At 43.5% G+C, this 24,888-nt stretch carries 20 protein-coding genes and 2 pseudogenes; 5 read left to right on the top strand and 17 right to left on the bottom strand.

The annotated features are described in order from the left end of the window. Positions 1–6: 6 nt before the first annotated feature. Positions 7–1,110, bottom strand: coding sequence for a DUF3900 domain-containing protein (locus NSQ57_RS13120; RefSeq protein ID WP_069011777.1), 1,104 nt, complete (start codon positions 1,108–1,110; stop codon positions 7–9). Positions 1,111–1,499: 389 nt separating this feature from the next. On the opposite strand from NSQ57_RS13120, the gene NSQ57_RS13125 reads away from it, so the two are divergent. After that, positions 1,500–2,717, top strand: coding sequence for an MFS transporter (locus NSQ57_RS13125; RefSeq protein ID WP_342424912.1), 1,218 nt, complete (start codon positions 1,500–1,502; stop codon positions 2,715–2,717). A gap of 83 nt (positions 2,718–2,800) precedes the next feature. Here the strand turns inward: NSQ57_RS13125 and NSQ57_RS13130 are convergent. Further along, positions 2,801–3,019 (bottom strand): annotated as a pseudogene (locus NSQ57_RS13130) (ABC transporter ATP-binding protein); the annotation flags it as partial. Between the two features lie 613 nt (positions 3,020–3,632). Here NSQ57_RS13130 and NSQ57_RS13135 point away from each other — a divergent pair. Beyond that, positions 3,633–5,594, top strand: coding sequence for a DNA mismatch repair protein MutS (locus NSQ57_RS13135; protein ID WP_209947454.1), 1,962 nt, complete (start codon positions 3,633–3,635; stop codon positions 5,592–5,594). A gap of 999 nt (positions 5,595–6,593) precedes the next feature. Here the strand turns inward: NSQ57_RS13135 and NSQ57_RS13140 are convergent. Beyond that, complete coding sequence (locus NSQ57_RS13140; RefSeq protein ID WP_029517491.1) at positions 6,594–7,550, bottom strand: tyrosine-type recombinase/integrase; 957 nt, start codon at positions 7,548–7,550, stop codon at positions 6,594–6,596. A gap of 300 nt (positions 7,551–7,850) precedes the next feature. Then, positions 7,851–7,982, bottom strand: a pseudogene (locus NSQ57_RS13145) (type I methionyl aminopeptidase); the annotation flags it as partial. Between the two features lie 289 nt (positions 7,983–8,271). On the opposite strand from NSQ57_RS13145, the gene NSQ57_RS13150 reads away from it, so the two are divergent. Next, positions 8,272–8,439, top strand: a complete 168-nt coding sequence (locus NSQ57_RS13150) for a hypothetical protein (protein ID WP_007432475.1) — start codon at positions 8,272–8,274, stop codon at positions 8,437–8,439. A 116-nt stretch (positions 8,440–8,555) separates the two neighbouring features. Here NSQ57_RS13150 and NSQ57_RS13155 read toward each other — a convergent pair whose 3' ends face one another. The 11 genes from NSQ57_RS13155 to NSQ57_RS13205 all read right to left on the bottom strand — a co-directional run bounded on the left by NSQ57_RS13155 (position 8,556) and on the right by NSQ57_RS13205 (position 20,664). Then, positions 8,556–9,602 (bottom strand): iron ABC transporter permease, encoded by a 1,047-nt coding sequence (locus NSQ57_RS13155; RefSeq protein ID WP_069011774.1) that lies wholly within the window; start codon positions 9,600–9,602, stop codon positions 8,556–8,558. 1 nt (position 9,603) lies between these two features. Continuing rightward, positions 9,604–10,668: an iron ABC transporter permease gene (locus tag NSQ57_RS13160; protein WP_069011772.1), complete on the bottom strand. Its 1,065-nt coding sequence runs from the start codon at positions 10,666–10,668 to the stop codon at positions 9,604–9,606. A 224-nt stretch (positions 10,669–10,892) separates the two neighbouring features. Further along, the gene (locus NSQ57_RS13165; protein ID WP_069011770.1) at positions 10,893–11,873 is read right to left on the bottom strand and encodes an ABC transporter substrate-binding protein; all 981 of its coding nucleotides are present in this window, start codon (positions 11,871–11,873) and stop codon (positions 10,893–10,895) included. Positions 11,874–11,910: 37 nt separating this feature from the next. Next, a complete protein-coding gene (locus NSQ57_RS13170) occupies positions 11,911–13,626 on the bottom strand; it encodes an ABC transporter ATP-binding protein (protein ID WP_069011768.1) in 1,716 nt (571 codons plus the stop codon). 37 nt (positions 13,627–13,663) lie between these two features. Next, positions 13,664–14,671, bottom strand: a complete 1,008-nt coding sequence (locus tag NSQ57_RS13175) for an ABC transporter substrate-binding protein (protein ID WP_342424913.1) — start codon at positions 14,669–14,671, stop codon at positions 13,664–13,666. A gap of 220 nt (positions 14,672–14,891) precedes the next feature. Next, positions 14,892–15,812 (bottom strand): ribose ABC transporter substrate-binding protein RbsB, encoded by a 921-nt coding sequence (gene rbsB, locus NSQ57_RS13180; protein ID WP_025720638.1) that lies wholly within the window; start codon positions 15,810–15,812, stop codon positions 14,892–14,894. 34 nt (positions 15,813–15,846) lie between these two features. After that, complete coding sequence (gene rbsC / locus NSQ57_RS13185; protein ID WP_318627311.1) at positions 15,847–16,815, bottom strand: ribose ABC transporter permease; 969 nt, start codon at positions 16,813–16,815, stop codon at positions 15,847–15,849. A gap of 1 nt (position 16,816) precedes the next feature. Next, entirely contained in the window at positions 16,817–18,298 is a 1,482-nt protein-coding gene (locus NSQ57_RS13190) for a sugar ABC transporter ATP-binding protein (RefSeq protein ID WP_340885597.1), read from the bottom strand. Positions 18,299–18,328: 30 nt separating this feature from the next. Next, a complete protein-coding gene (gene rbsD, locus NSQ57_RS13195) occupies positions 18,329–18,763 on the bottom strand; it encodes a D-ribose pyranase (RefSeq protein WP_340955546.1) in 435 nt (144 codons plus the stop codon). Position 18,764: 1 nt separating this feature from the next. Next, entirely contained in the window at positions 18,765–19,643 is an 879-nt protein-coding gene (rbsK, locus tag NSQ57_RS13200) for a ribokinase (protein ID WP_342424915.1), read from the bottom strand. Next, positions 19,636–20,664: a LacI family DNA-binding transcriptional regulator gene (locus tag NSQ57_RS13205; protein ID WP_342424916.1), complete on the bottom strand. Its 1,029-nt coding sequence runs from the start codon at positions 20,662–20,664 to the stop codon at positions 19,636–19,638. The genes rbsK and NSQ57_RS13205 overlap by 8 nt, the downstream gene beginning before the upstream one ends. A gap of 212 nt (positions 20,665–20,876) precedes the next feature. On the opposite strand from NSQ57_RS13205, the gene NSQ57_RS13210 reads away from it, so the two are divergent. Then, positions 20,877–21,605, top strand: coding sequence for a DsbA family oxidoreductase (locus NSQ57_RS13210; protein ID WP_029517481.1), 729 nt, complete (start codon positions 20,877–20,879; stop codon positions 21,603–21,605). Between the two features lie 94 nt (positions 21,606–21,699). On the opposite strand, the gene NSQ57_RS13215 is transcribed toward NSQ57_RS13210, so the two are convergent. Further along, on the bottom strand, positions 21,700–22,488 hold the full coding sequence (locus tag NSQ57_RS13215) for an SDR family oxidoreductase (RefSeq protein WP_029517480.1): 789 nt from the start codon (positions 22,486–22,488) through the stop codon (positions 21,700–21,702). Positions 22,489–22,691: 203 nt separating this feature from the next. Beyond that, the gene (locus NSQ57_RS13220) at positions 22,692–23,693 is read right to left on the bottom strand and encodes a copper amine oxidase N-terminal domain-containing protein (RefSeq protein WP_029517479.1); all 1,002 of its coding nucleotides are present in this window, start codon (positions 23,691–23,693) and stop codon (positions 22,692–22,694) included. Between the two features lie 251 nt (positions 23,694–23,944). Between NSQ57_RS13220 and NSQ57_RS13225 the strand changes: the two genes are divergently transcribed. Then, complete coding sequence (locus NSQ57_RS13225; protein ID WP_342424917.1) at positions 23,945–24,862, top strand: AEC family transporter; 918 nt, start codon at positions 23,945–23,947, stop codon at positions 24,860–24,862. Positions 24,863–24,888 lie beyond the last annotated feature (26 nt).

Below are 24,888 nucleotides of genomic sequence, written 5' to 3' on the forward strand. Positions count from 1 at the left end.
TTCGAATTACCAAGGTGGCGTATCGCCATCCACATACTCATTTTCATGCTGGCGTTTCTCTTTTAGCCGCTCAGCCACCGTTTCAAACGATTCAGGTTGAAGCAGCTCAATCGGTGAAAATCCCTTTTCAAACGTAAATGCGTCACCTTCAATAATAAGTGCATATCGATCATGAAGTTTCGTGATATGCAGCTTGGCGCCAAAGTCGGACAGTAGCCCACGCACGGCCGTATCATCTAGTTTGAAACGCACTTCAATCTCTGGTTTCAGCTCGACAATATGCTGTGCAGCCTCTACGACTTGAAGGGGTTCCCATTTCCCTTGCAGATCCCGCTTTTCGCTCGCCGCCCACAATTCCAGATCGCGCTCTTCCTGCTGTCTTTCCTCATTAGATGCATCCGGCCATTTGGTTTCTACGTAATTCTGAACGAAGCCCATGACATGCTCATTGACGATTTCCGGCATGGATTGCTCATAGGTCACGAATTTCAAAAAATCTTCAAAATACCGGGCATGCGAAGACTGGTGAATTTTAAGCTCCCACTCATCGTTCATCCCCTCCTCAAGCATGTAAGGATACATGATGGATTTCATATTACGGGCAGAAATAGCCATTTCGACCTCACTCACCAGACTGCTTTCAGTAATTCTGGCAATTTTAGGCTCGAAATCACATTTAAGCACAAAAATAAACGGATCATCCGAGTGTGTATTCAAGGTTGCCTGTACAATGATCAGCGCTCCGCCGCGTACTGCGCTCGTATCCAGATACATCCGCACCAGATCGTCACAAGCATTTTTAAAATCTTCCTTATCCTCTGCTGCCCGCAGTCGGGCGAACATATTAAAATTCGGATTACTGCTCAATTCATGCTCCGGTTCGACGATAAAGCGGCCGATTTTGGTCGGTGCCTGCTCTGTGCTGGGATTTTTTTCAACCTTCCGCTTGCTAATACGAGTAAATTCCCCGTCCAGAAATTTTTTAACATCGCTTTCGTCATAATCGTAGTCGTCCATCGTAGCGTAATGCTTATAGGACTTACCACCCTGTCCTTCTTTTCCATCTACCTGAATTACAAAAAAAGATAAAAAATCCACTTGAAAGTTCATTTACGTTCCATTCGCTCCTTTTCAGGCATGTACGCGTAATTATATCACTATGATTTTAAAAGGTACATCGGATTCAGCCGCCTATTATTAAGATAAATATTTTTAGTTAACATAATATTTATTATGTAAATTAATTTTTCGATTAGATATCATTCCTAATTCACAAGTTTAAAGTGAGTACTTTTACTACTATTCTATTTCACGTTCTTAACGATCATTGACCTCTTTATTTTCTATGCTCTACTTTCTTCATGATTCAAAAAACATTTGACTAAATAGTAGTTAATTTATTATATTATCTATTATTACATAGACAAAAATATTTTTTGTTTATTTAAAATGACATCTCAAGGATCTTGTACCCTGGAAAAGGAAAGGAGAGTTTGTAGTTGTTTAATAATCCATATATAAGGACCATAATCGCCTCCAATGCGCTGCTAAATTTGGGCATTTGGGTGCGCAACTTTGCCATACTGTTGTATGTAACAGATTTGACTCATAATGATCCCGTATACGTGTCGCTCATTTCAGTTGCTGAATTCATGCCTATTTTTCTGTTCGCTATCATTGGAGGAACATTCGCGGACCGTTGGCGGCCCAAACGGACCATGATTAGTTGCGATTTGCTGTCCGCTGCCTCTATTTTTATTGTCTTGTTGGCATTATGGTACGGGTCATGGCAGGTGCTTTTGCTGTCCACTTTCTTTTCGGCCATTCTATCTCAATTTTCTCAGCCGTCTGCGATGAAGATATTTAAGCAGCATGTAGCACCAGAACAGCTTCAGGGAGTGATGGCCCTTTTTCAATCTCTCATGGCATTATTTATGGTTATCGGCCCCGTTATCGGTACATTTATTTATCAACACTTTGGAATTTTCATTTCAATGTCTATAACCGGAATATTGTTTCTCATCTCGGCGCTTGTCCTGACTCGTATTCCACAAGATGAACAAGCACTTGAGATAGATGATCAACCCCCTCATTTCATTCAAGAGCTTAAAGAAGGAATACGTTATGTATGGAATAACCGCACACTTCGCACGCTTGGGGGAACATTCACCGTAATTGGGCTAGCGGTCGGACTTATTCAACCATTAATGGTTTTTATCGCCATCGAGAACCTTGGACAAAACAAGGAATTCCTGCAATGGCCATTAATGGCGAACGGAGCGGCTATGCTGGTGGGAGGCGGTCTGATTATGGGGGTTGCCAAAAAAGTACAGCCGCAATTACTGCTGGTGGTCGGACTTTTGGTCAGCACACTGACAACCTTTGGAGTCGGATGGTCGCACAATATTGTGCTGACCATGGCACTACAAGTTTTCAGCGGCCTATTTTATCCTTGCATTCATATCGGTATCGACACAATGATGATGAAAAACGCCGAAGCTGCTTTTATCGGCCGCGTCGGTGGTGCCCTCTCTCCCCTGTTCTCCGGGATGATGGTCGTCGGTATGAGTATTGGCGGAACACTCAAACACGAATCCTCCCTGAACACCGTATATACCGTGAGCGCCGGCTTGTTTTTGGTCGGAGCGACGCTGTTGTTACCATTGCTTCGTGACAGGCGGCCTGTACAAGCTGTCATAGCCGATGATTCTGAATAGCAGCACAAGAAACCGCCCCTGGAGAGGTGATATGCCATCCTCCGGGGCGGTTTCTTAATGTTTGTATCATAATTTCAGACGGATTATGACTCTCTTCCTTCATGCTGTCTTTTCCACAATCGTGCATCCAGGCCGTTATCATCCAACAGCTCATCATGTTGTCCCTGCCCTACGGCCATTCCTTTGTCCAATACTACAATACGGTCCGCGTTTCGTATCGTTTTGAGGCGATGAGCAATAGCAATGACCGTTCCACCTTGGACAAGGCGGTTAATAGCCTGTTGAATATCCTTCTCATTATCATTTAATAGATAACAAAACTTTATTAGATATCGAGTTTACATAATATATGTTATGTTAATATAATGATCACCATTGTAGCGTATTAAAGAAGTAGGACTTGACTTCAACGCCTGTCCAATCGTATAGTATGGTTATATCTTCAATTAAGGGAGAGATTTTGATGTCGGTGAACGTTCTTAACTAAGCAATTGCATATTCAGGGAGTATCATCAGGCGCTTGTACCCTTCGGGGACAGGTTTGTTTGTTGCTGTGTTGTTACCCTGATATTAGTTAAGAACATGCGGATATCATAGATCGCCTTCGGGATTATCTTCATCTAGGCCCTATTCCGTGCTGTGTTCAGCGCGGTTTTTTTGTTTTCAGATTTTGTAACTTCCCTTTAAACGTCTTCCTTTCACGATCCCAATAGCTTAGCAAAGAACTATTGCGTGAATGAATTGGAAAAACGTAACTCGGAACTACAAAAGTTGAATAACAGGCTTATTTGAAGATAAATTCCCTCTTTCCTTAAGGGCGGAGAATGAACGTTTTGTTCATTCTCCGCCCTTTTTTATTTTAACAGCAAGGTTTTCTAAATCCTTACACCACACAACCAAAGGAGAGATTTATTCATGAACGAAACTACAATGCTGCGTTTGGAATATGATCAAATTAAAACAAGAGTTTCTGAATGTGCTTTTTCTTACCTGGGTAAGCGTCACGCTGCTACTATGCGGCCAATTACTGATATCCGTACCATTAAGATTCGTCTTGACGAAACGAACGAAGCGTTACAGATCATTCGCCACGGAGCAAGCGTTCCTGTTCCTTCGTTGGAAGGTATGGAGCACATTCTTCAACTGCTCGGAACCGGGTATATGTTCAGCGAGCGTGATTTTTCTCATATGGCTCAATTCATTCGAAGCTGTATTCAACTGATAAAATATATGCATTCCAAGGCGGACGCTGCTCCAACCGTCAGCGCTTATGCATCTTCCATGTATAGCATGGAGCCACTTTTATCCGAAATCGAAAGATGTATTCATTCGGGACGTGTGACGGATATGGCCAGTAAAGAACTAGCTAAAATTCGCAAAAAAATTGCGGTTACTGAAGAACGTATCAAGAGAAAACTTGACTCTCTCACCAGCCGTCACCGATCCATTATGCAAGAAAATATGATTAGTCAGCGCAATGGCCGTTACGTGCTTCCAATCAAAAAAGAATTCCGTAAACAAGTGAAAGGTAATGTACTGGATGAATCAGGAAGTGGTCAAACGGTTTACGTTGAACCTGCCGAGATTACGAATCTGCAATTCGATCAGAGCGCGAACATGGCAGAAGAATCAAAAGAAGAAATGAAAGTGCTGGGAGACCTGACGGCAATGGCTGAGTCATACAACCGGGAACTAAGCATCAATACAGAGACAGTAGGTGTATTGGATTTTTTATTGGCAAAAGCCAAATACGCCATGACTCTGGATGCTATCCCTGTCGAACTTAACCTTAACGGGATTATAGACATCCAAGGTGCACGTCACCCGTTGATGTCCCATACCATGGTGCCGCTTGATTTCTCAATTGGCGAAGGATATTCCTCACTCATCATCACCGGACCGAACACAGGCGGAAAAACGATGGCCCTCAAAAGCGTCGGTCTTTTAACACTAATGGTGCAATCGGGGCTACTGGTACCTGTTTTGCATGGCAGCCGAATGGCTGTATTCGAGGAAATTGTGGTAGACATCGGGGATGGACAAAGCATTGAACATGCTTTGAGCACCTTTTCTGCACACATCCGCAACATGATTAGCATATTAGAGACAACAGGCAACTCTACTCTGATCCTGATTGATGAAATGGCATCCGGTACCGATCCGGGAGAAGGAGTAGGTCTCTCTATCGCGTTGCTAGAAGAATTCCATCGTCGTCGGGCGACAGTAGTGGCTACAACGCACTTTAGCGAAATTAAGCATTTTGCTGAAAATACACCGGGATTTCAGAATGCTCGTATGGAGTTTGATACCGAAACGCTACAGCCTTTGTACCGACTTCGCATTGGAGAGGCCGGAGAAAGCTACGCATATGCAATTGCCCTGAAGCTGGGCATGTGGACACGTATTATCGAGCGTTCCGAGGCCATTTCTGCGGGCAGAGCATCTCAAAATACACAGGAATCGTTTGTTATTCCCCCTTGTGTTGATGATGAAATGTCTGATGATGCAAATAAGTCTCTTCCTAAAAAAGCGGCTTTTGACGATACAGCCACAAAACGGAGGAAACAAGAACTTCCTCTCAAAACCAAGCCATTTGCCCTTGGTGATAGTGTTTATGTAGGCTACCTGGATCGAACTGGAATTGTATACAAAACCGAGGATGAACGGGGGAATGTCGGAATTTTGATCCAAGGACAAAAACTGAGCATTAACAAAAAGAGGCTCGTCCTTCACATCGCTGCTACTGAACTGTATCCTGACGACTATGATCTGGATATTGTTTTAGAAACCAAGGAAAACCGCAAAAAACGGAAACTGCTGAGACGCAAGCATGTCGAAGGAGTGATGATCGAATCTCCCCCAGAAAATGAAATGTAGACGCACGGGTATATTCTCAACTGAAAAATAAGCTATTTTTATATTGTCAGTGAAACTTGAATCTGCAAGCGGACACTTAACAAGAGCGATCCACTTGCAGATTCTACCACAACGGAAAACATAATATATATTATGTAAACTAGACGGTTTCCCTCTTATTTGTATTACTCAATCCGGCACTCATCGAATAATCACTTTTGTTATCATTCTAACGTTAGGATACAAAGGCATCTTATGCTTAGATTTGTAGGATTCCAAAAATTGATAGGGATGTTCTTCTTTCATGAGAACGTCCTCATTTAAATTAACTACCATAGTACCAGGTTCAAATTTATTTCTTTAAATAAATTTGTATTAGCTTTCGTCAAGGCAATATCATACTAACCTTTAATTCACCATTGCTTTCCAGCTTATTTTGAATTATTCTAATGCTAATCATAAGACGATCATTAAAATAAGGAGGCTAGTCTAATTTAATGCCAAACCGTTCTCGGAGAAATGGTCCAAAAAAGAAATACTAGGACATCTATGCGACTCCGCTTCTAATAATCATCGAAGATTTATCATGATTAAGCATTCAACATCCCCTATCAAAATTGAATCGTATGCGCAAAATGAATGGGTGGCAGCTAATCAGTATCAGGAAGTGTTCTCTTACGTGGATGTCATACATCTATGGAAACTATTGAATAAGCAAATCATAAATGTTTTAAACTCATGTACATCATTCGATTCTAAGAAAAGATTTCAAAAAGATGACCACTCCACCGAAACATTACAGTGGCTAGTTGACGATTATATTCAGCATTTGCGGCATCATTTGGAACAAATCAATCAAAAACAAGACTAACGCTATGAAAAAGAATACTACGTTCATGATTGTAATGACCTAATGACGTTGATGTGATTTTCAAGTCAGGATGTAATTCTGCCCAATGAGTTTACATAATTATTATTATGTAAACTCATTTTCATTTAATCTCAACTTTCACGCTGTACTTATAATCCTGATATTGGTATCTGAATATCCAGCTTATCCATTGCTTTTTCTTTTTCCCGATCAGTGACATGTGTGTATACTGTGGTTGTCTGAATGGATGAATGCCCTAGCAGCTCCTGTACGGTACGCAGATCTGCTCCCTTACGCAATAGCATTGTCGCAAATGTATGTCTCAGCTTATGGCTGGAATAAGCCTCCCGGCGTTCTATACTCTTATCTTGCTGGAATCTTTCGAACGTTTCTGTAGCGATCTGTTGAATGGTGCGCACTGCCAGACGGCGACCTTTTTGGGATACAAACATCGCATCCTCTTTACCTCTCCACGGCGTCAATCTTTCCTCCAACGCATGCTCCACAAAATCACACACGGCTTCCGGTACCGGGAGAGTACGCCACTTACGTCCTTTACCGAACACATCTAAGGTACGTCTTTCTCGACTGTAATCCGAGACATTCAATGAGTGAACCTCCCCCACCCGCAATCCCATGTAGACCATCAGCAGAAAAATTGCCATATTACGATTTGCATATTTCCCTTCCACCGCAAGCAAAAACGGATGAATATCCTTTTCATCCAGATAGACGGGCATACGATTCTTTTCAGTCTTTGCTTTTTTAATTCCCGCTGCCGGATTTGTGCTGCATAACTCAAATTCCTGTAGCGCTTTAAAAAAACTGTTCACCGCTGCATGCTTCCGGTTCCGCGTACTATCTCCGGCGCCTCCTTCCCGCGCTTTAGACAAATACGACATAACATGAATCTTCTTCACCTGATCGAGTGGTTTATCACGCAACGTGCGTAAAAACTGCTTCACATCCCCTATATAATTTTTTTGCGTATGTATCGTATATCCAGCATCCTTCATCCAAATCAAAAAAGCTTCCAGCTCCTCAGTATATATTTCATCAATTTCTTCTGTTGTATCGAGCTCCACATGTCGCAACTCTTTTTTCATCCCGCTCGCCTCCAATTCAGTTCATATTCCGAAATATACTGTAAAACGATCATTTTCGTCTTATTTTTATCGACAATTCAATCGACATCTTACGCAGGAGAGATTCCAAAAGTCGTTTTAAACCTAAACAGCGTATAATTTATATTATACGCTATTTTTTAAACGCTTTTCAAGGGTAAATAGAGCGTTTTCCCCCTTATTTAGCAGCCGAGCGAAAGCATTTAGCATTAAAAAAACGCATAAATGCGGTTCATATTCGTTATAATTTTGTTCGCCAGTAACCAGAAAGGCACTACTACTTTATAGCAGTGTCAGAATTTGAGGACCATCCTCTGTTATCGCAACTGTATGTTCATATTGAACACAAATCGAATGATCTATTATTCGAGCTGTCCAACCGTCATGTTCCACACAAGAACCCCAACTCCCCATGATAGCCTTTAAATCAGAAAACATGAGACAGTCAAATTATATACATTAAGTTAATTGCCCCTAATCCCTTGTTATCGCCAGCATCAGGAAGTATATCTAAGAACTCATGGGGTGAGTCGCTGTCGACACGGCATGGATGATGAGAAAAAGTAATTTGCAGTCTAGCTCCGTTTTCCCTTGATCATTCAGCACGATATACTTAAAGAAGTCGAAAGGCAACCTTATATTCGACCTATGCTCATTTCAAAAATGTAGGTTTATTCATGACAAAGGGAGTGTTCATTTATTTATGAGTACCGAAATGCTGGAACGTCGAAGTGAAATTCTAAAACGAAACATCCATCAATTGCTGGTTCAGGAAAATCAACACGGCGTGACACGTCAGGAAAATTACACGTTGCATAAAATGATCAGAGAGCTGCATCAAACCTCTCATGCCTTGAATACTTCCCGTTGAGATGAAAGGCTGCTAATCAAATGAAAAAATAACCTTCAGCCCCACTTCTCCTTAGTGGTGTTGAAGGTTATTTGTTGTGTGTAGCCTTTAATTGACAGGTAGTACTCTTTCGGATGTTACCCTTTGGAGCGACTCAGCAGATATAAGAAGTATGGCGCACCAAGAATGGCTACAATCAAACCTGTCGGAATTTCTTTCTGTAAAGGTAAAGATCGTGTGATCGTATCCGCTACAAGTACCAGGAGTGCTCCGACTAAAGCACAGGTTACCAGCAACATTTTATGCTTCGGGCCCACCAGCTTTCTCGCCAAATGTGGAGCCACCAAACCGACAAAGCCGATACCGCCACTAACCGAAACACTAGAACTGGCCAATCCAACCGCAGCAGCCAGAAGGAGAATACGTTCCTTTTCGATAGGTGTACCCAACCCCGATGCGGTCTGATCCCCCAGATTAAGCACATTCATCACATTTGCTTTGTAGTATACAAAAGGAAGTAATACAATCAGCCAAGGCAACAGAGCCATTACGAATTTCCAGTTTGAGCCCCAGATGCTTCCTGCTAACCAATTAGCTACAAACGTGTAGCTTTCAGGTGTCAGCTTAAGAGTCATAATGATCATCGCAGCACTGATACCCGCCGCTACACCAATCCCGCTCAGCAGTAGCCTTGTTGGGGAAATTCCTTCGCCTTTCTTGTAAGAAAGCGCGTAGATCAGAATAGCAGCTGCTCCTGATCCAATCAGCGCAAGAGCGGGAAGTAAAAACAATGAATTTGTAGTTTGCATTGATGGAAAAAGCAATACAAACAGCATGACCATCAGCCCGGCGCCCGCATTAATCCCCAGAATACCAGGGTCCGCTAGACCGTTACGCGAAACTCCCTGCATAATGCAGCCAGAAACAGCGAGGCCTGCACCGATTAGAAGGGAAATAACCATTCGTGGCAATCGGAATTCAAATAGGATTAATTCCTGCTGTGGAGTCCCTTGCCCAAATAAAGTTCTAAATAGCTCCATTGGCGAAAGCCGGATGGTTCCCGTATTTGCACTTATGGTGAACGCAGCAATGAGCAATATGAGCAGAATGACAACAACCATCCAATCATGGATTTTTTTACGATGACTAGCTTTGGCAATAGCCCCATTCGTAACGTTATTCATTTTACAGTGCCCTCCTTTCCATACGTGCCAGATAAAGGAAGAACGGAACCCCAATTAAGGCAATAAGTACACCCACTGGTGTCTCCTCAGGCGCATTAATCATACGGGCTGCCAGGTCGGCAAACACAATGAGTAAAGCTCCCATAATGGCCGAGCACGGAATAATCCAGCGATAATCGACGCCAACCAGCTTGCGGGTTATATGGGGAATAATCAATCCCACAAAACCTATAGAGCCAACCAATGACACTGCTGCACCCGCCAGAATCAGAACAAGAATCATCCCGACTACCTTTACCACCCCAGTTCGCTGACCAAGACTCAATGCAATTTCGTCTCCCAGACTAAGCAGCGTAATGGAGCGCGACAACATGAGAGCGCCGATAAAAGCTGCCACAACCCAAGGCAAAACTATACCGAGCTGAACCCACTTGGTTCCACTAAGCCCTCCGGCATACCAAAAAGCCAAATCCTGTCCAACATTAAAGTACAAACTGATCGCATCTCCTAAGGCAGACAGCAATGCCGTGACAGCTGCACCCGCCAATACAAGACGAACTGGCGTGAGACCTGATTTGGATATAGAACTTGTACCATATACCATCACAACAGCCAGAGCTGCACCAACGAAGGAATACAACATTAATTGTAAAAAAGAAGAACCCGGAAAAAGTGCAAAGCAAATCGCCATCGCCAAGCTGGCTCCCGAGTTCAGTCCAAGCAAGCCCGAGTCAGCAAGTGGATTTCGAGTCATTCCTTGCATAATTGCACCTGCAACGGCAAAGCAAACACCGATTAAAACCCCACCCAGAATTCGAGGTAGACGGATTTCCCAAATAATTTGATGGTTTTGCAACTCGGGTTTAAAATGAAAAACAGCGTTCCATACCTCTTCTAGCCTAATAGAGGCTGCACCAAAAGATAGGGATAGCGCGATACCGAACGCTAAAATTCCAAGCCCAACTGTCAGGATAAGCGTAGCCGCCCAAGGTCGCGAGTGGAATTGAGTCGGCGACTGGTTATGTTTACTTTGAGCGGGGCCATCTGATGATTCTGATAATTTCATAACTATTGTTCACCCTTACTGTTGAATAGTATGTAGCTATCACGAACTGTGTTGAAGATGATGTTGATAATGAGAATTATTATCACGCAATCTTTACTATTGTAAATTAATGTGGCAATAGCTTCAATAGCAAATTTCGAGGAGTGCCTAATGCTCTACCCTATTGTGAAAAAATAAAGCCCTTCGGCATAAATACCAAAGGGCTGCGAACAACACCGAAACGACTACTTCTGTGCGGCGTTCTCTTTATTCCGCTGGACGATCATATCTGCGATTTCCTCAGCTTGTCCTACAATGGCAATCGGGTCGAAGTACCAATATCGATCCTCCTGAAGCTCAAAAACCTTACCTTGCCGGACCGCATTTAGTGATTTCCATATGCTGTCTCCTTTGTAACCCCTCAAATCCTTGTTAACCGTCAGAAAGATATAAGAGCCTGCATATTGATTAATGACTTCTTTTGACACCGACTTCCATTGAGTCTCACCTAATAATTCTTTTTGGACAAGCGGCGGAGGTGTCAAATTGAGTCCTCTGTATACGGCCTGTCCTCCTCTGCCAAAATTATCACCATATACATAGTATTCTTTATCCGAAGCTTCCATTACGGTGAACGTATCCTCAGGCTGAATAATACCCTTTAGCTTGTCACGTGCAGCCTGCATCCGCTGATCGTATTGGGCAAGCCATGTTTTGGCTTCCTGTTCTTTTCCAAGTAGCTCACCAAAAGCTGTCAGTTCCTCATGCACATTCTTATACGTTCCATAAGGAATGACGATGGTCGGAGCAATTTTACTATATTTTTCATATTCAGAAGCATCTTTGGAACCAATTAGAATCAAGTCAGGCTCCAGAGTCAATACTGTTTCAATGGATACGCTGCCGCGATCTCCAATGCTTGCAATGCCCTGCACAATCTCCTTCGAAAACGGATTATCCAGATAATATTTAACACTTCCCACAGGTTTAATCCCTAGTGCTAGTAAATCATTCTGGTACATATCAACTACAATCCGCTGAGGGTGAACCGGAATCTTAATATCTCCATGAATCGTTTTGACTGTTTTCATTTCCTCTGACTTTTGTTCACTAGAAGTTTGATTCTGCTTTTCATCCGGTTGCTTCACGTTTCCACTACAGGCGGTAAGAACTAAAATGACTGACAGAAGCATCATCACAATCCACATTTTCTTTGTCAAGCCCAATCTTCCTCTCTCTATTTACGGTGTCATATCGGCCTATTTACGTTCCATATTGAGCTTGGTGCAGGCGACTATACGCTCCTTTTACTGCCAATAACTCTTCATGTCTGCCTTGCTCGGCAATTCCTTGATCTGCAACTACGATAATGCGGTCAGCATTTTTGATTGTTGCCAGACGATGGGCGATAACGAGTGTCGTGCGACCTTGGGAAAGCTCTGTCAGCGCCTGCTGAATCGCGGCTTCTGTCTCTGTATCCAACGCTGATGTCGCTTCATCTAAAATGAGAATAGGCGGATTTTTAAGGAACATCCGGGCAATAGACAAACGTTGCTTTTGACCACCGGAGAGCTTTACACCTCGCTCACCGATCATTGTACCCAGACCATCCGGATATGAGCGAACAAGGTCTTCAATCTGAGCTCGACGAGCAGCATCCCAGATTTCTTCTTCCGAAGCATCAAGCTTACCGTAAGCAATATTTTCACGAATCGTTCCATCAAAGAGGAATACATCCTGCTGTACGATACCAATCATGGATCGCAGCGAATCCAGCTTCATTTCACGGATATCCATCCCATCAATGGTAATGCTACCTTCCTCAACATCGTAGAAGCGAGGCAACAAACTGCAAAGTGTCGTTTTACCTGCTCCTGAAGGACCTACAAGTGCTACGGTTTCACCTGCATGGATAGATAGGTCTACTTTGCGTAATACCTTATCTTTGCTTTCGTAACCAAACGTTACACCTGCAAATTGAATATCTCCATTAAGATGGCTAACCGCCTTGGCCCCAGGCAGATCTTCTACATCCGATTCACTTTCCAGCAAATCCAGGTACCGTCGGAAGCCGGCAATCCCTTTCGGATACGTTTCGATGACAGAATTAATTTGTTTAATTGGCCCCAGGAATACATTAGACAGCATCACAAATGCGATAAATTCCCCGTAGGTCATCTGTCCTTCGATAACAAACCATGTTCCACACACAAGCACAAACAATGAAACCAGCTTCATTAGTATAAAACTAATCGAGGAATTCCAGGCCATAATCCGGTACGCGATCAGCTTCGTTTTACGAAAACGTCCATTATTCTCAGCAAAACGTTCCATTTCATGTGCTTCGTTGGAGAACGCTTGAACAACGCGAATCCCGCTGACATTATTTTCAATGCGAGCGTTATAATCCGCAATATCAGAAAACATACGATGGAAAGCAGCAGACATTTTACGGCTGAAATAAAGAGACAAGTAAATCATGAGGGGTACAATGATGAAAGTCAGTACAGCCAGCTTCCAGTTAATGCTGAGCATGATACCAAAGGCTCCCCCCAGTGTCATCAACGCGATGAACAAATCTTCGGGTCCGTGGTGGGCAATTTCCCCAATATCCATCAGGTCGTTGGTCATACGGGAAACGAGATGCCCTGTTTTGTTATTGTCAAAAAAGCGAAAAGATTGCTTTTGTACCCGATCAAATAGCTTTTTACGCATGTCCGATTCGATGTTAATACCCAGCTTGTGCCCCCAATAGGTAACTACGTAATTCAGCGCAGCACTTATGACATAAATACCGAGTAGAGCTAGACAGGCATATAAAATCCATTTCCAGTTCCCACTGGGTAGCAAATCATCGACCACCCGGTTGACTGCAAGCGGAAAAGCTAACTCCAGCAGTGCTGCCAGCAAGGCACAAGAGAAATCAATGATGAACAAAGTCCGGTAAGGACGGTAGTATTCAAAAAACCGTCTAAGCATAGTCATGACTTCTCCTTTCTAATTTCAATTGAACTGATCACTTCGGATCAACGGAAAACATTTCAACGGCCTCATCCAGAGATTGGTCAACGGCTAGCGGTGAGTACGTAAACCACGGATCTGCTTTGATGAAATACACTTTGTGGTTCTTGACAGCCGGAAGATTTCTCCACAGTGCACTTTGTTCAATTTGCTTAAGCATTCCGTCCTTGCTCGCTTCATCATAAACCAGCATAATAATTCGGTCTCCTGATAGTTCAGGCAGCTTTTCCATTGAAATAACATCATAAACATAATTAAATCTCGGGTCCTTCGCCAGCTTCTGGCGTATGTACTCAGGAGGATTCAATTCCAGTGAACGGTAAATAACATGTCCTACATTCCGCGCTCCGTATACCCTTAACACATTCTTATCGTAGGCCATATAAATCGTAACCGTTTCATCTTTTTTGAATTTTCCAGCCAGCTTCTTTCGACCTTCTTCAGCCTTTTTGTTGAAACTAGCGATCCACTGCTCGGCTTCCTTCTCCTTACCCAGCACGGCTGCGACATTCCGCAGTTGCTCAAATAAGTCGCCATCTCCAAACGAAACGACCACGGTTGGAGCAATTTTCTCCAGCTGCTCCTTCACTTCTGGCGTGGTATATTCTGTTGTGATGATCAGGTCCGGTTGTAACTCCAGCACCTTTTCTACATTTGTCGGGTTCCCAATATCCGCAACTCCGTCAATCTTACCTTTTAAATAGTCGCCTTCCAACAAGTGGGAAGCAGCACCTGCAGGCTTAACTCCCAAGGCCAGCATAGCATCCAAATATTGTGTCGTGACAACTCGCTGTGGATTTGCAGGGATACTGATCTTATTACCAGTAGCATCAGTATATTCGCGCATGACAACCGTTTTGGATTGTCCGGAAGGATCATTAGTGCTGGTCTTGTCATTTGTCTGGTTGTTGCTAGCTGCGTTTCCACATGCACTCAATACAACCATCAAAAGAACCACAAGACAAAACGTGGATTCCCATTTTAATCTGTACCTTTGTTGCACAATATACGTCCTCCTTAGATATATACAATTCATAATATGATAGTGATTCTCATTATCATATAATTGTTATTCTATCTTTTACCGTCTGTTCTTACAATACAAAAATAAAAAACTTCCATTTATGTGTATGTATCGTCATCGTAGAATAGCCAAAAAAAAGAACTGATGCGCATTACAGCATCAGTCCGAATAGCTTAATATGTTAGGTCAAGCGTCCTTTTTATTTCGATTGATCCACTAACTCCAGCTTAGCGGGAATGGATGTTTTCACGGTTTTACCTTGAAGTACATCCTTGGCTGCCTGCACCGCCAATTGACCAATAAGCTCGGGTTGCTGAGCTACGGTGGCTGTCAGTTTCCCTTCCTTAATTGATTTAAGCGCATCCTCGTTACCGTCAAAACCGATGACTGGAATGTTCTTACCTGAGCTTTGGATTGCTTCGATCGCACCCAACGCCATTTCATCATTGTGGGCAAATACTGCCTGAACGTCCGGGTTGCCTTGCAGCAGATTTTCCATCACGTTCAAACCTTTGGTCCGATCAAAATCGGCCGATTGTTTAGCTATGACTTTCAGATCCTTATCTGCTACTTCATGGAAGCCTTTCCCACGTTCACGGGTAGCGGATGCTCCTGGAACACCTTCCAGCTCGATCACCTTGGCACCTTTTCCAACTTGATCAATCACATATCGGGCAGCCATTCGTCCTCCCTCTACGTTGTCTGAAGCGACGAGTGCTTTTACATCACCTTTGTCAGCAGAACGATCCAGTGTAATAACCGGGATGTTCAATGCATTCGCTGATTGTACCACAGTGGAAATGGCCGAAGAATCTGTCGGATTAATGAGTAACGCGTTTACTCCCTGTTGAATCAGATCATCCACGTCATTACTTTGTTTCGCCGAATCATTTTGTGCATCCACAACAATGACCTGCATTCCTTGTTTTTTGGCCTCTGCCACAACTCCGTCTTTGAGAGAGACGAAGAATGGATTATTCAGTGTTGAGATCGACAAGCCGATTTTAATGTCCTTCAGGTTCGCGGCCGCTTTAGGTTTCGCCCATTCGGGCGGTTCCAAGGAACACCCTGTCATGAGCAGGAGCAGCAAGGCAGTCATGATTAATGTAAGCTTTTTCATATTTATGTGTCTCCTTCTACGCAGATTAGGTGTATTATGCGGATTTTTTACGGTCAATCAATACAGCAATAGCGATGACGATCCCTTTTACCACCATTTGATAAAATGAGTTAACCCCCAGCAAGTTCAAGCCATTGTTTAGCGTACCGATGATAAGCACACCAATTAATGTACCTACGATTCGTCCGCGTCCTCCCGAGAGGCTTGTTCCACCTAATACGACAGCCGCAATGGCGTCCAATTCATAAGAAGTACCTGCTGTAGGTTGCGCCGAGTTTAAACGGGAAGTCAAGATAGCTCCCGCCAACGCGGAAAGCATTCCAGCCAGAGAATAAATCCAGATTTTTACACGCGGTACTTTAATACCAGATATAATTGAAGCCTTCTCGTTACCACCAATGGCATACGTTTTGCGTCCGAATGGTGTTTTATGCAAAATGATCCATAGAACAGCAAAGGTAATGAGCATCGTAATCGCTGGAACCGGAATACCGAACTGATAGCCACGTCCGAACAATTGAAATACCAGACTGTCTCCGAGTCCTGTAATAGGGTTACCGTTGGTATAAACGAGTGTCAATCCTCTGAAAATAGTCATGGTTGCTAGTGTAGCGATAAACGGAGCCATTTTACCTTTCGTAATCATCAAGCCGTTGACCATCCCCATCACGCCACCCAATGCACAACCGATGATAATCGCCAAAATAGGATCGAACCCGGCCAGCATCATATTTGCGACAAACGCACTGGATAGTGCTAATATGGAGCCGACTGATAAATCAATTCCGCCTGTGAGAATTACGAAGGTCATACCGAACGCAATCAACGCATTAATGGATACCTGGCGCAATAAATTCAAAATATTAAGCGGTTCCAAAAAGCTGGGATTTAAGACCGATACAATGATTACCAAAATAATGAGCCCCAACAATGGGCCAAGCTTCTGTGTGATTTGTGACATTTGAAAGCCTTTGCTGCTTTTTGATTCATTCATAGTTGTCATATTACTGTCCTCCTGTAGCTAGCGTCATAATATTTTCTTGTGTGGCTTCTTCCCTGCTCAGCTCTCCGCTGATCTTTCCCTCGTGCACCACGACAATACGATCGCTCATGCCGAGTACCTCAGGGAGTTCCGAGGATACCATAATAATCGCGACTCCACGTTCAGTCAGCTCGTTCATTAACTGGTAGATTTCCCGCTTGGCTCCCACATCCACACCTCTCGTCGGTTCGTCAAGAATGAGTACATTCGGACCAATACCTACCCATTTGGCAATAACCACTTTTTGCTGGTTACCACCTGACAAACTGCGAACCGTTGTTTCGCCCGATTGGGTTTTGATTTGTAAGCGCTTAATTAAAGTGTTAACAAAATCCAACTCTTTTTTACCTGAAATAAATCCTTTTGAAGTAAAACTGAACAGATTCGGCAGTACCATATTTTCCCGGATAGAAAAATCCAGCACCAAACCCTCATCTTTTCGGTCTTCTGTAATGAAGCCAATCCCTAGTTTCACTGCATCATCCGGTTTACGAATAGACACCTTTTTTCCACGCACATGAATCTCACCACGATCCAAAGCATCCAGTCCAAATAACGCACGCATGATCTCGGTCCGTCCCGAGCCCATCAAGCCTGAAAAACCTACAATTTCCCCAGATCGTACAGTGAAATTCACATTTTCAAACAACCCTTTATGCGAAGCATTTTTGACCTCCAGCACCACTTCTCCCAAAGCAGGCGTTCTTACCGGGTAGCGTTCAGTCAGCTCTCTACCTACCATTTTCCGTACAACCTCATCAAAATTCGTATCGGGAATCGCCTGAGTATCCACCGTTTTCCCATCACGCATGATGGTAATCCGATCACAGATCGCGAATATTTCCTCCATCCGATGTGAAATATACACAATCGAAACACCAACTTTTTTCAAGGAAGTAATAACCTCGAATAGCTTCTGAATTTCCCGTTCGGTTAAGGCGGCTGTCGGCTCATCCATCACGATAACTTTAGCATCTGTCATGAGTGCTTTGGCAATTTCAATCATCTGCTGTTGACCCACTGAACACTCGCCTGCTTCACCGTTCAATGGAAGGTTTACCGAAAGCTTGCTGAATTGTTCATTTGCTAGCGCTTTCATTTTGGAGCTATCTAGTAAGCCCCACTTGGATGTCATTTCCTTGCCGATAAACAGATTTTCCAGCACAGTCATCTCCGGCCACACATTCAGTTCCTGATGAATAAAAGCAATTCCTTTTTGCTCCGCTTCTTTGGGGTCAGCAAAATAGGTTTCCTGGCCGTCAATGATGATCGTTCCCTCATCTCGCCGATGCAGTCCGATTAGAATATTCATCAGCGTTGATTTGCCTGCACCATTTTCACCCATGAGGGCATGTACTTCTCCTTCACGAAGATCAAAGTGAACACCACTCAGTACCTGATTGGTTCCAAAGGCTTTGTGAATTCCTTTCATTTGAATCTGCATGCTGTACCCTCCTTTTTATTCAATATTGATTTATCCAAAATGGACTCCTGCCTGCAAAATACAATTGGCATACGGTTTAGCTTCTCCTGTACGAATGATCGCCTTTGCATAACGGGTCAACTCTTTGAATTGTTCATGAGAGCAAAACTCAATGACGGCAACTTGCTTACTAATCTGTGGCTGTTCTAATTGCTCCCCTGCAAAGTTGTGCATAATATACTGTAATGCTTGTTCATTTTCTTGTTTGATTTCTTCGGCCAGCGTTACTTTTTCGATCACCATATCTGCTGCAATGACATCAACGACGTCCTGAAAGGATGGAACACCCAGTTTAAGGGCCAAATCAATTTTGGTAACGCCTTCAGGAACAGGTAAGCCAGCATCAGCCACGACAATATAGTCAGTGTGGCCGAGATCCGACAGTATTTTGGATATATGACTGTTTAGGATTCCATGTTTCTTCATATTATATTTGCTCCTCCACTTCACGACGGGTTGGCATTCCACCTTGGGCTCCAAATTTGGTAACGGATAATGACGCAGCACGATTAGCAAATTTCACACTGTCTGCCAGCGAATTTCCTTCAGCTAAAGCCACTGCAAAAGCAGCGTTAAACGTATCTCCTGCACCTGTCGTATCAATAGCTTCTACTTTATAAGTAGGAACCACGACTTCCTGTTCTCCGTCGAAGAACCGTACACCGTTGCTGCCCTCAGTCACAAACAGCTTGTTGGGATATTTGCGCAGCGCTTCTTGAAGACTTAAATCCTTAAACATAATGGCAGCTTCATGCTCATTAGGCGTAATGTAGGTCGCATTCGCAATTACGCTTTCCTCCACTTCACGAGCCGGGGCTGGATTCAGCAACAAGGGTATCTGGTATTTCGCACAAATCTCGCTTACGTAAACAACCGTTTCTGTTGGTATTTCCTGTTGAATTAGCACAATATCCGAACTTCGGATGACGTCAAGCGCTTCTTCCACATAGGCGGGTGTCACTTCATTATTCGCTGCTTTTACCACGACAATACTGTTATCGCCTTCAGCTAGTATAATATGCGCTGTACCGCTTTCCATATGTGTAACCGGTTTCACATAATCGGTATGAACATGATTTTCTTCAAAATTACGTAAAATCTGCTTCCCAAAATGATCATCCCCTACTCGTCCAATCATCGTAACGTCGGCTCCGAGTCGTGCTGCGGCTACTGCCTGATTGGCTCCTTTACCTCCAGGTACGGTTGTGAAGCTTTCACCCAATACCGTTTCACCAGCACCGGGACGTTTGGACGAAGTAACTACGAGATCCATAGAACTACTTCCGATAACAGAGATTTTAGCCATTATAATCCACCTTTCTCGTCGTTTCCCGTTCGATAAACTTGACGGGCAATTGTATGCTTGAATAGGTAAGTACTTTCGAATGAAGATTAGGTACACTTGATTTCGATGCTTGCGCCTGCTCAATCAACTGAATGAGCAGACCTGCTGCTTCCCAGCCCATTTCATAAGCAGGCTGTCGAATCGTTGACAAAGGCGGGAATAACAAACTACTTAGTGGTATATCATCAAACCCGATAATTTGAACATCATCCGGGATTTTCTTTCCTAATCTATGTGCCTCATGCATCACCGCTGTAGCCACGATATCATTACTTGCGATAACTCCGTCCGTATCGGGATACTTGCTAAACAGCTCTTTGGCCCACGACTCGGCCTCCTTGAACGAAAAGGACGTTGTCTCGACCACATGGTAAGCAATTCCGGATTGCTGAAGCTCTTCAACCGCCCCGCGAAAACGGTCTTGTGCTGGACGAATATGTGCAGGGCCCTGCATGACTGTAATTTGTTTGCTGCCGCGTGCAACCATTTCTTGAGCAGCCAAGCAACCGCCATGGGCTCCATCTGCATATACGGAGAGGCTGTCACTGGAAGTTCGATCGAGAAAAACGACCGGGATCTTCAATTTTGCGTAACAATCGGCATCGGGATCATTGGTAGAAGAAATAACACCAACGACATTATTTTGAACAAAAGTATCCATGTAATCCAATTCTTTTTGACGATCTTCATCACTATTACCGAAAATAATCCGGAAATCATTTTCCTGCATTCGATCCTCTACCCCACGAGCTAACAAGGGAAAGTAAGGGTTCGTAATATCCGGCAGCAAAAGACCGATTAATCTAGATTTCTTTTTATACAAAGAACGTGCAACTTCATTAGGCTTGTAATTTAACTGCTTCACAGCAGCCTCAACCTTTCGCCGTGTATCCTCATGCACATATCCAGTTTCATTGATAACTCTGGAAACGGTTGCTACGGAAACCCCTGCAAAGCTGGCGACTTCTTTAATTGTTGTCATAGTGTAGGTTCAACTCCAATGTGTAACCGGTTACACATATAAAATATCACAGCATTAATTTTTTGACAAGCATTAATTATTTGCACGTTAAATCCTTTAGCTTTATAATTCTTATTGTAACTAGTGAAGTTCCACCTTTATACACATTCTAAAGTGAGGAGCAATGCTCCCGGTTACACAATAAAATACGTATACATGGAGGCTTATCCCTGATGAATATCGAAGTTTGGTCTGATTATATGTGTCCGTTCTGTTATATTGGTAAACGCCGTTTGGAGCAAGTGTTACAGAAATTTCCACATCACGATGAGGTGCAATTGACATTTAAGAGTTTCGAATTGAACCCGGGTGCTGTGAGAGATAGTGGTAAAACGATCAATGAAGAACTAGCCGCTAAATATGGGGTCAGTCTGCAAGAGGCTCAGGCTATGAATGATCGAATGAACGAAAATGCACGCTCTGCGGGTCTTGAGTATAATATTCATGCCATGGTGCCGACAAACTCTCTTGATGCTCACCGCTTAACACTTTGGGCTCAAACACAAGGCAAAATGCTGGAGCTGAGCGAGCGCTTATTCCATGCTGTTTTCATCGAAGGCAAGCATACAGGGGATCATGAAGTGCTGGCAGCGCTGGCTACTGAAGTTGGTCTAGATCAAAAGGAAGCGGCTGCTATATTAGCCAGTGACCGTTTTACCGACGAAGTTAGAGCTGATGAAGCCGAAGGCGCTGAGTTGGGTGTTCAGGGTGTACCATTCTTTGTATTTGATCGAAAATTTGCCGTTTCTGGTGCCCAGCCGGAGGAAGTATTTCATGACGCACTTCAAAAAGCATGGGATGAACGCTCACCTTTCACTATGATAAGTGGCAGCTCGTCCAAACAGGATGCAGGTGGTGTATGTACGGATGAGGGTTGTGAACTTCCAGGCCGCGAGAGCTGAACAGTCCTTGAATGAACATTTCCAACTCCCTAAATAAATTTTAAAAAAGCGTGCCAGCCCCCTATTAAACCTGAGGCTGGCACGCTTCTTTATTTTATAACGATTTAATCATTCCGCCATCCACAAGGATGGTGCTCCCTGTCAAATAGGATGAAGCTGAAGACGCCAGAAAAGCAACAACTTTACCGAACTCTTCAGGCTCTCCATACCGCCCCAATGGAATGCCCTCTTCTGCTTGTTTTCGAACCTGATCCGTCGTTTGCTGGGTTTTCTCAGCTCGATGCTCGTCCAAGCTACGCACGCGATCGGTTGCAATTCTCCCCGGTGCTACAGTATGTACCAGAATATTATGAGGAGCCAATTCCAGAGACAATGTTTTCGCCAATCCAGCGACTCCAGTACGTAGCGTATTTGAAATGATTAGTCCCGGAATTGGCTGCTTAACTGAGGAAGAAGCAATATTTAATATCCTACCGCTTTGTTGTTTTTTCATATAGGGTAACACCTCACGGATCAACCGGATATGACTAAGTAAATTTTGTTCAAAGGCCTGCATCCACACTTCATCAGTAAAATCATCAAAGGTACCTGCAGGAGGCCCACCCGCATTGTTAACCAAAATATCAACGGTGCCAAACAAATCAGCTGTACGGCGGATGGCCTGGGAGATATCTTCTGGTTTTGTTACATCGCAAACTACATATTCAACGCGGCCACTCGCTGTTTCCAGTAATTCCGCCTGCGTCCGCTGAAGCTCTGCTTCGTTCCGTCCTGAAATGATGACATTCGCACCCTCGCGTGCCAACTCCCGTGCGCTTGCCTTGCCGAGTCCTTTACTGGAACCTGCAACAAAGGCTGCTTTTCCCGTTAATCCTAAATCCATCTATAACACTCCCTTTTGTCAGTGTTCTCTATTTAATTGTACACATGACCAGCACATAATGCGAATAGCTTGGTAGTATCATGAAGGCTATCTATCCTCTCACCATTAAAAAGAATACGGAATCATTCATTGCAAGGTAAAACAAAAAGGCCTGACATTTAGTCAGGGGCCCTTTTTGTTTACAAAATATTTGTTACAGCACGTTATGATGTTGATGCAGGTGTTGTTGGCTGCTCGTATACAACAACGGACTGGCTCTCAGGCTCCCATTTAACATTTGTCCCCAAGGCCTCTCCGATTACCCTTACAGGTACCATTGTCGTCCCATCCACTATGGATGCTGGCTGCTCGATAGAATACGGCTGACCGTTAATATATGCTTTCGGACTGTTAACAAATAATTTGACGGACACGCCGTTACGGGTGACAGTAACAGCCTTTTCTTTCGGATCCCAGGAAACCTTTGCATCCAAAGCTTCGGAAGCTGTTCTAAACGGAACAAGTGTGGTCCCATTGCGGTTAATCGGTTTGGCGTCGTATTCTTCACCATTCACGAACAGCTTCATACCCGACGGCCGTCCGGCCTTCTTCGAGAATTCACCCAGCTTTTTGTAGCTGTCCAGATCGGACACATTAGCCAGTACCGCCTCCTCCTGCATGTAAACGGCATCTGTCACATTTCCGTTTTCAGCCAGTAGCTCAGCTGCCTCAGTCAGTGCTTTACCAGAATTCCGGATCAATTCAAGTTCAGCAACCTGCTCCGAAGTCAAACGGTCCGGGTATTTCGTAAGCAGCAGATTCGCAATAACCGCTCCTGCCGGCTTATCCTTCGTATTTTCTACCGCGTGAAGCAGACCCTTGTAACCGTTGCGTCCCTTGTGACCATTATGGTCTTTGGACCCCCCGTATGTATCATCCGTTACTGCAACAGGTTCAGTTTTTCTGATTTCTGCGTGTTTGTCTTTTTTACTGTTTTCATCCTTTTTACCGGATGCTTTGTCCTTTTGTTTTTTGGACTGATCATTGTCTGAGTCATGGGGATTGATTAGCTCTTCCCCGCTCTTTTCATTCCCGTCTTTAACAGACGTCTTTGCTTCCTGTTTGTTCCCCTGATCATTTCCGCGTCCCTGCTTGGCTTCAGCGGTTCCCGCTGCCAATCCCAAGACCAGTATACACGCTAGTAAAGCTGTCCAAGTGTTTTTCATGATGCGATTCCTCCTTATAGTAAACACCGGGCTCAATCGTCCCTAGATGTATTAACGGTTTCTCTAAGCTGATTTTTTATCTTTTTTTATTTAATGTGTGAGACACCACTATAGCTGCAGTCCAGATTACCAAAACCACTATAAAATTTTATTATACGCCTAACCTATTTACACAGTATAATGAGAAAATGCCCATGCATTTATAAGAAACAGCCTTTACATTCGCATAATAGAAAGAAGATGAAACAGACATGTTCGGCACCATTCTTTTGGACGTTGTTTTACCTATTTTTGTACTTATCGGTTTTGGTTGTATCATGCAATATTATTTTCGACTGGATTTGTATACCTTAGCTAAAATCAATTTTTATTATATCACCCCCGCAGTTGTGTTTACGGGTCTATATCACTCGGAAATTTCTTTAATGCTCATGGGTGAGATTTCACTTTTTTATGCCTTGTACATAGCTATTCTGTACGTAATCAGTACTACCGTCGCCAGATCGCTGAAATACAGCCCTGGAATGCGTGGAGCTTTTACAAACAGTGTAATGCTAGATAATTCAGGAAATTATGGTCTACCAATCAATCAGTTGGTGTTCAAAGGTGATCCGCTAGCCATTTCCGTTCAGGCTCTGATTATGACCTTTCAAAGCTTTGTTACATTTACATACGGTACTTTTGTTGTACAGAACGGTAAGGCTAACACTCGAAAAATTTTAATTATTTTTTTGAAAATGCCTGTACCTTATGCACTTGCACTAGGTTTGCTCCTAAATCTGTTGCATAGTCCGTTGCCTAATTTACTGGCTGAACCTTTGAATTATATTAGTCAGTCGATGGTTGCCGTGGCTCTGCTTACTTTGGGAGCACAAATTGTGCAATATCCCTTTCGCTTGCGCCGTACAGCCGTGTACATCAGTATGGTACTACGCCTGATTGCTGGTCCAATAGTCGGTTTTATGCTTGTCTTGCTGCTGGGTCTTAAGGGGATTCCCGCTCAAGCCTTGCTCATTGCATCGGGTATGCCTACCGGAGTTAATACAAGTATTTTGGCGGAAGAATATAAAAATGAACCCGATTTTGCCGCACAAACAGTATTACTTTCAACGATTATGAATGTCATTACGATGACACTGTTAATTTCAGTATCCCGGCATCTTGTTTGAGGTGTATGATAATATAAAAAATGGAT

Origin of the sequence: Paenibacillus sp. FSL L8-0502 (assembly GCF_038593055.1) — a bacterium.
GTDB classification, from domain to species: Bacteria; Bacillota; Bacilli; order Paenibacillales; family Paenibacillaceae; genus Paenibacillus; species Paenibacillus polymyxa_D.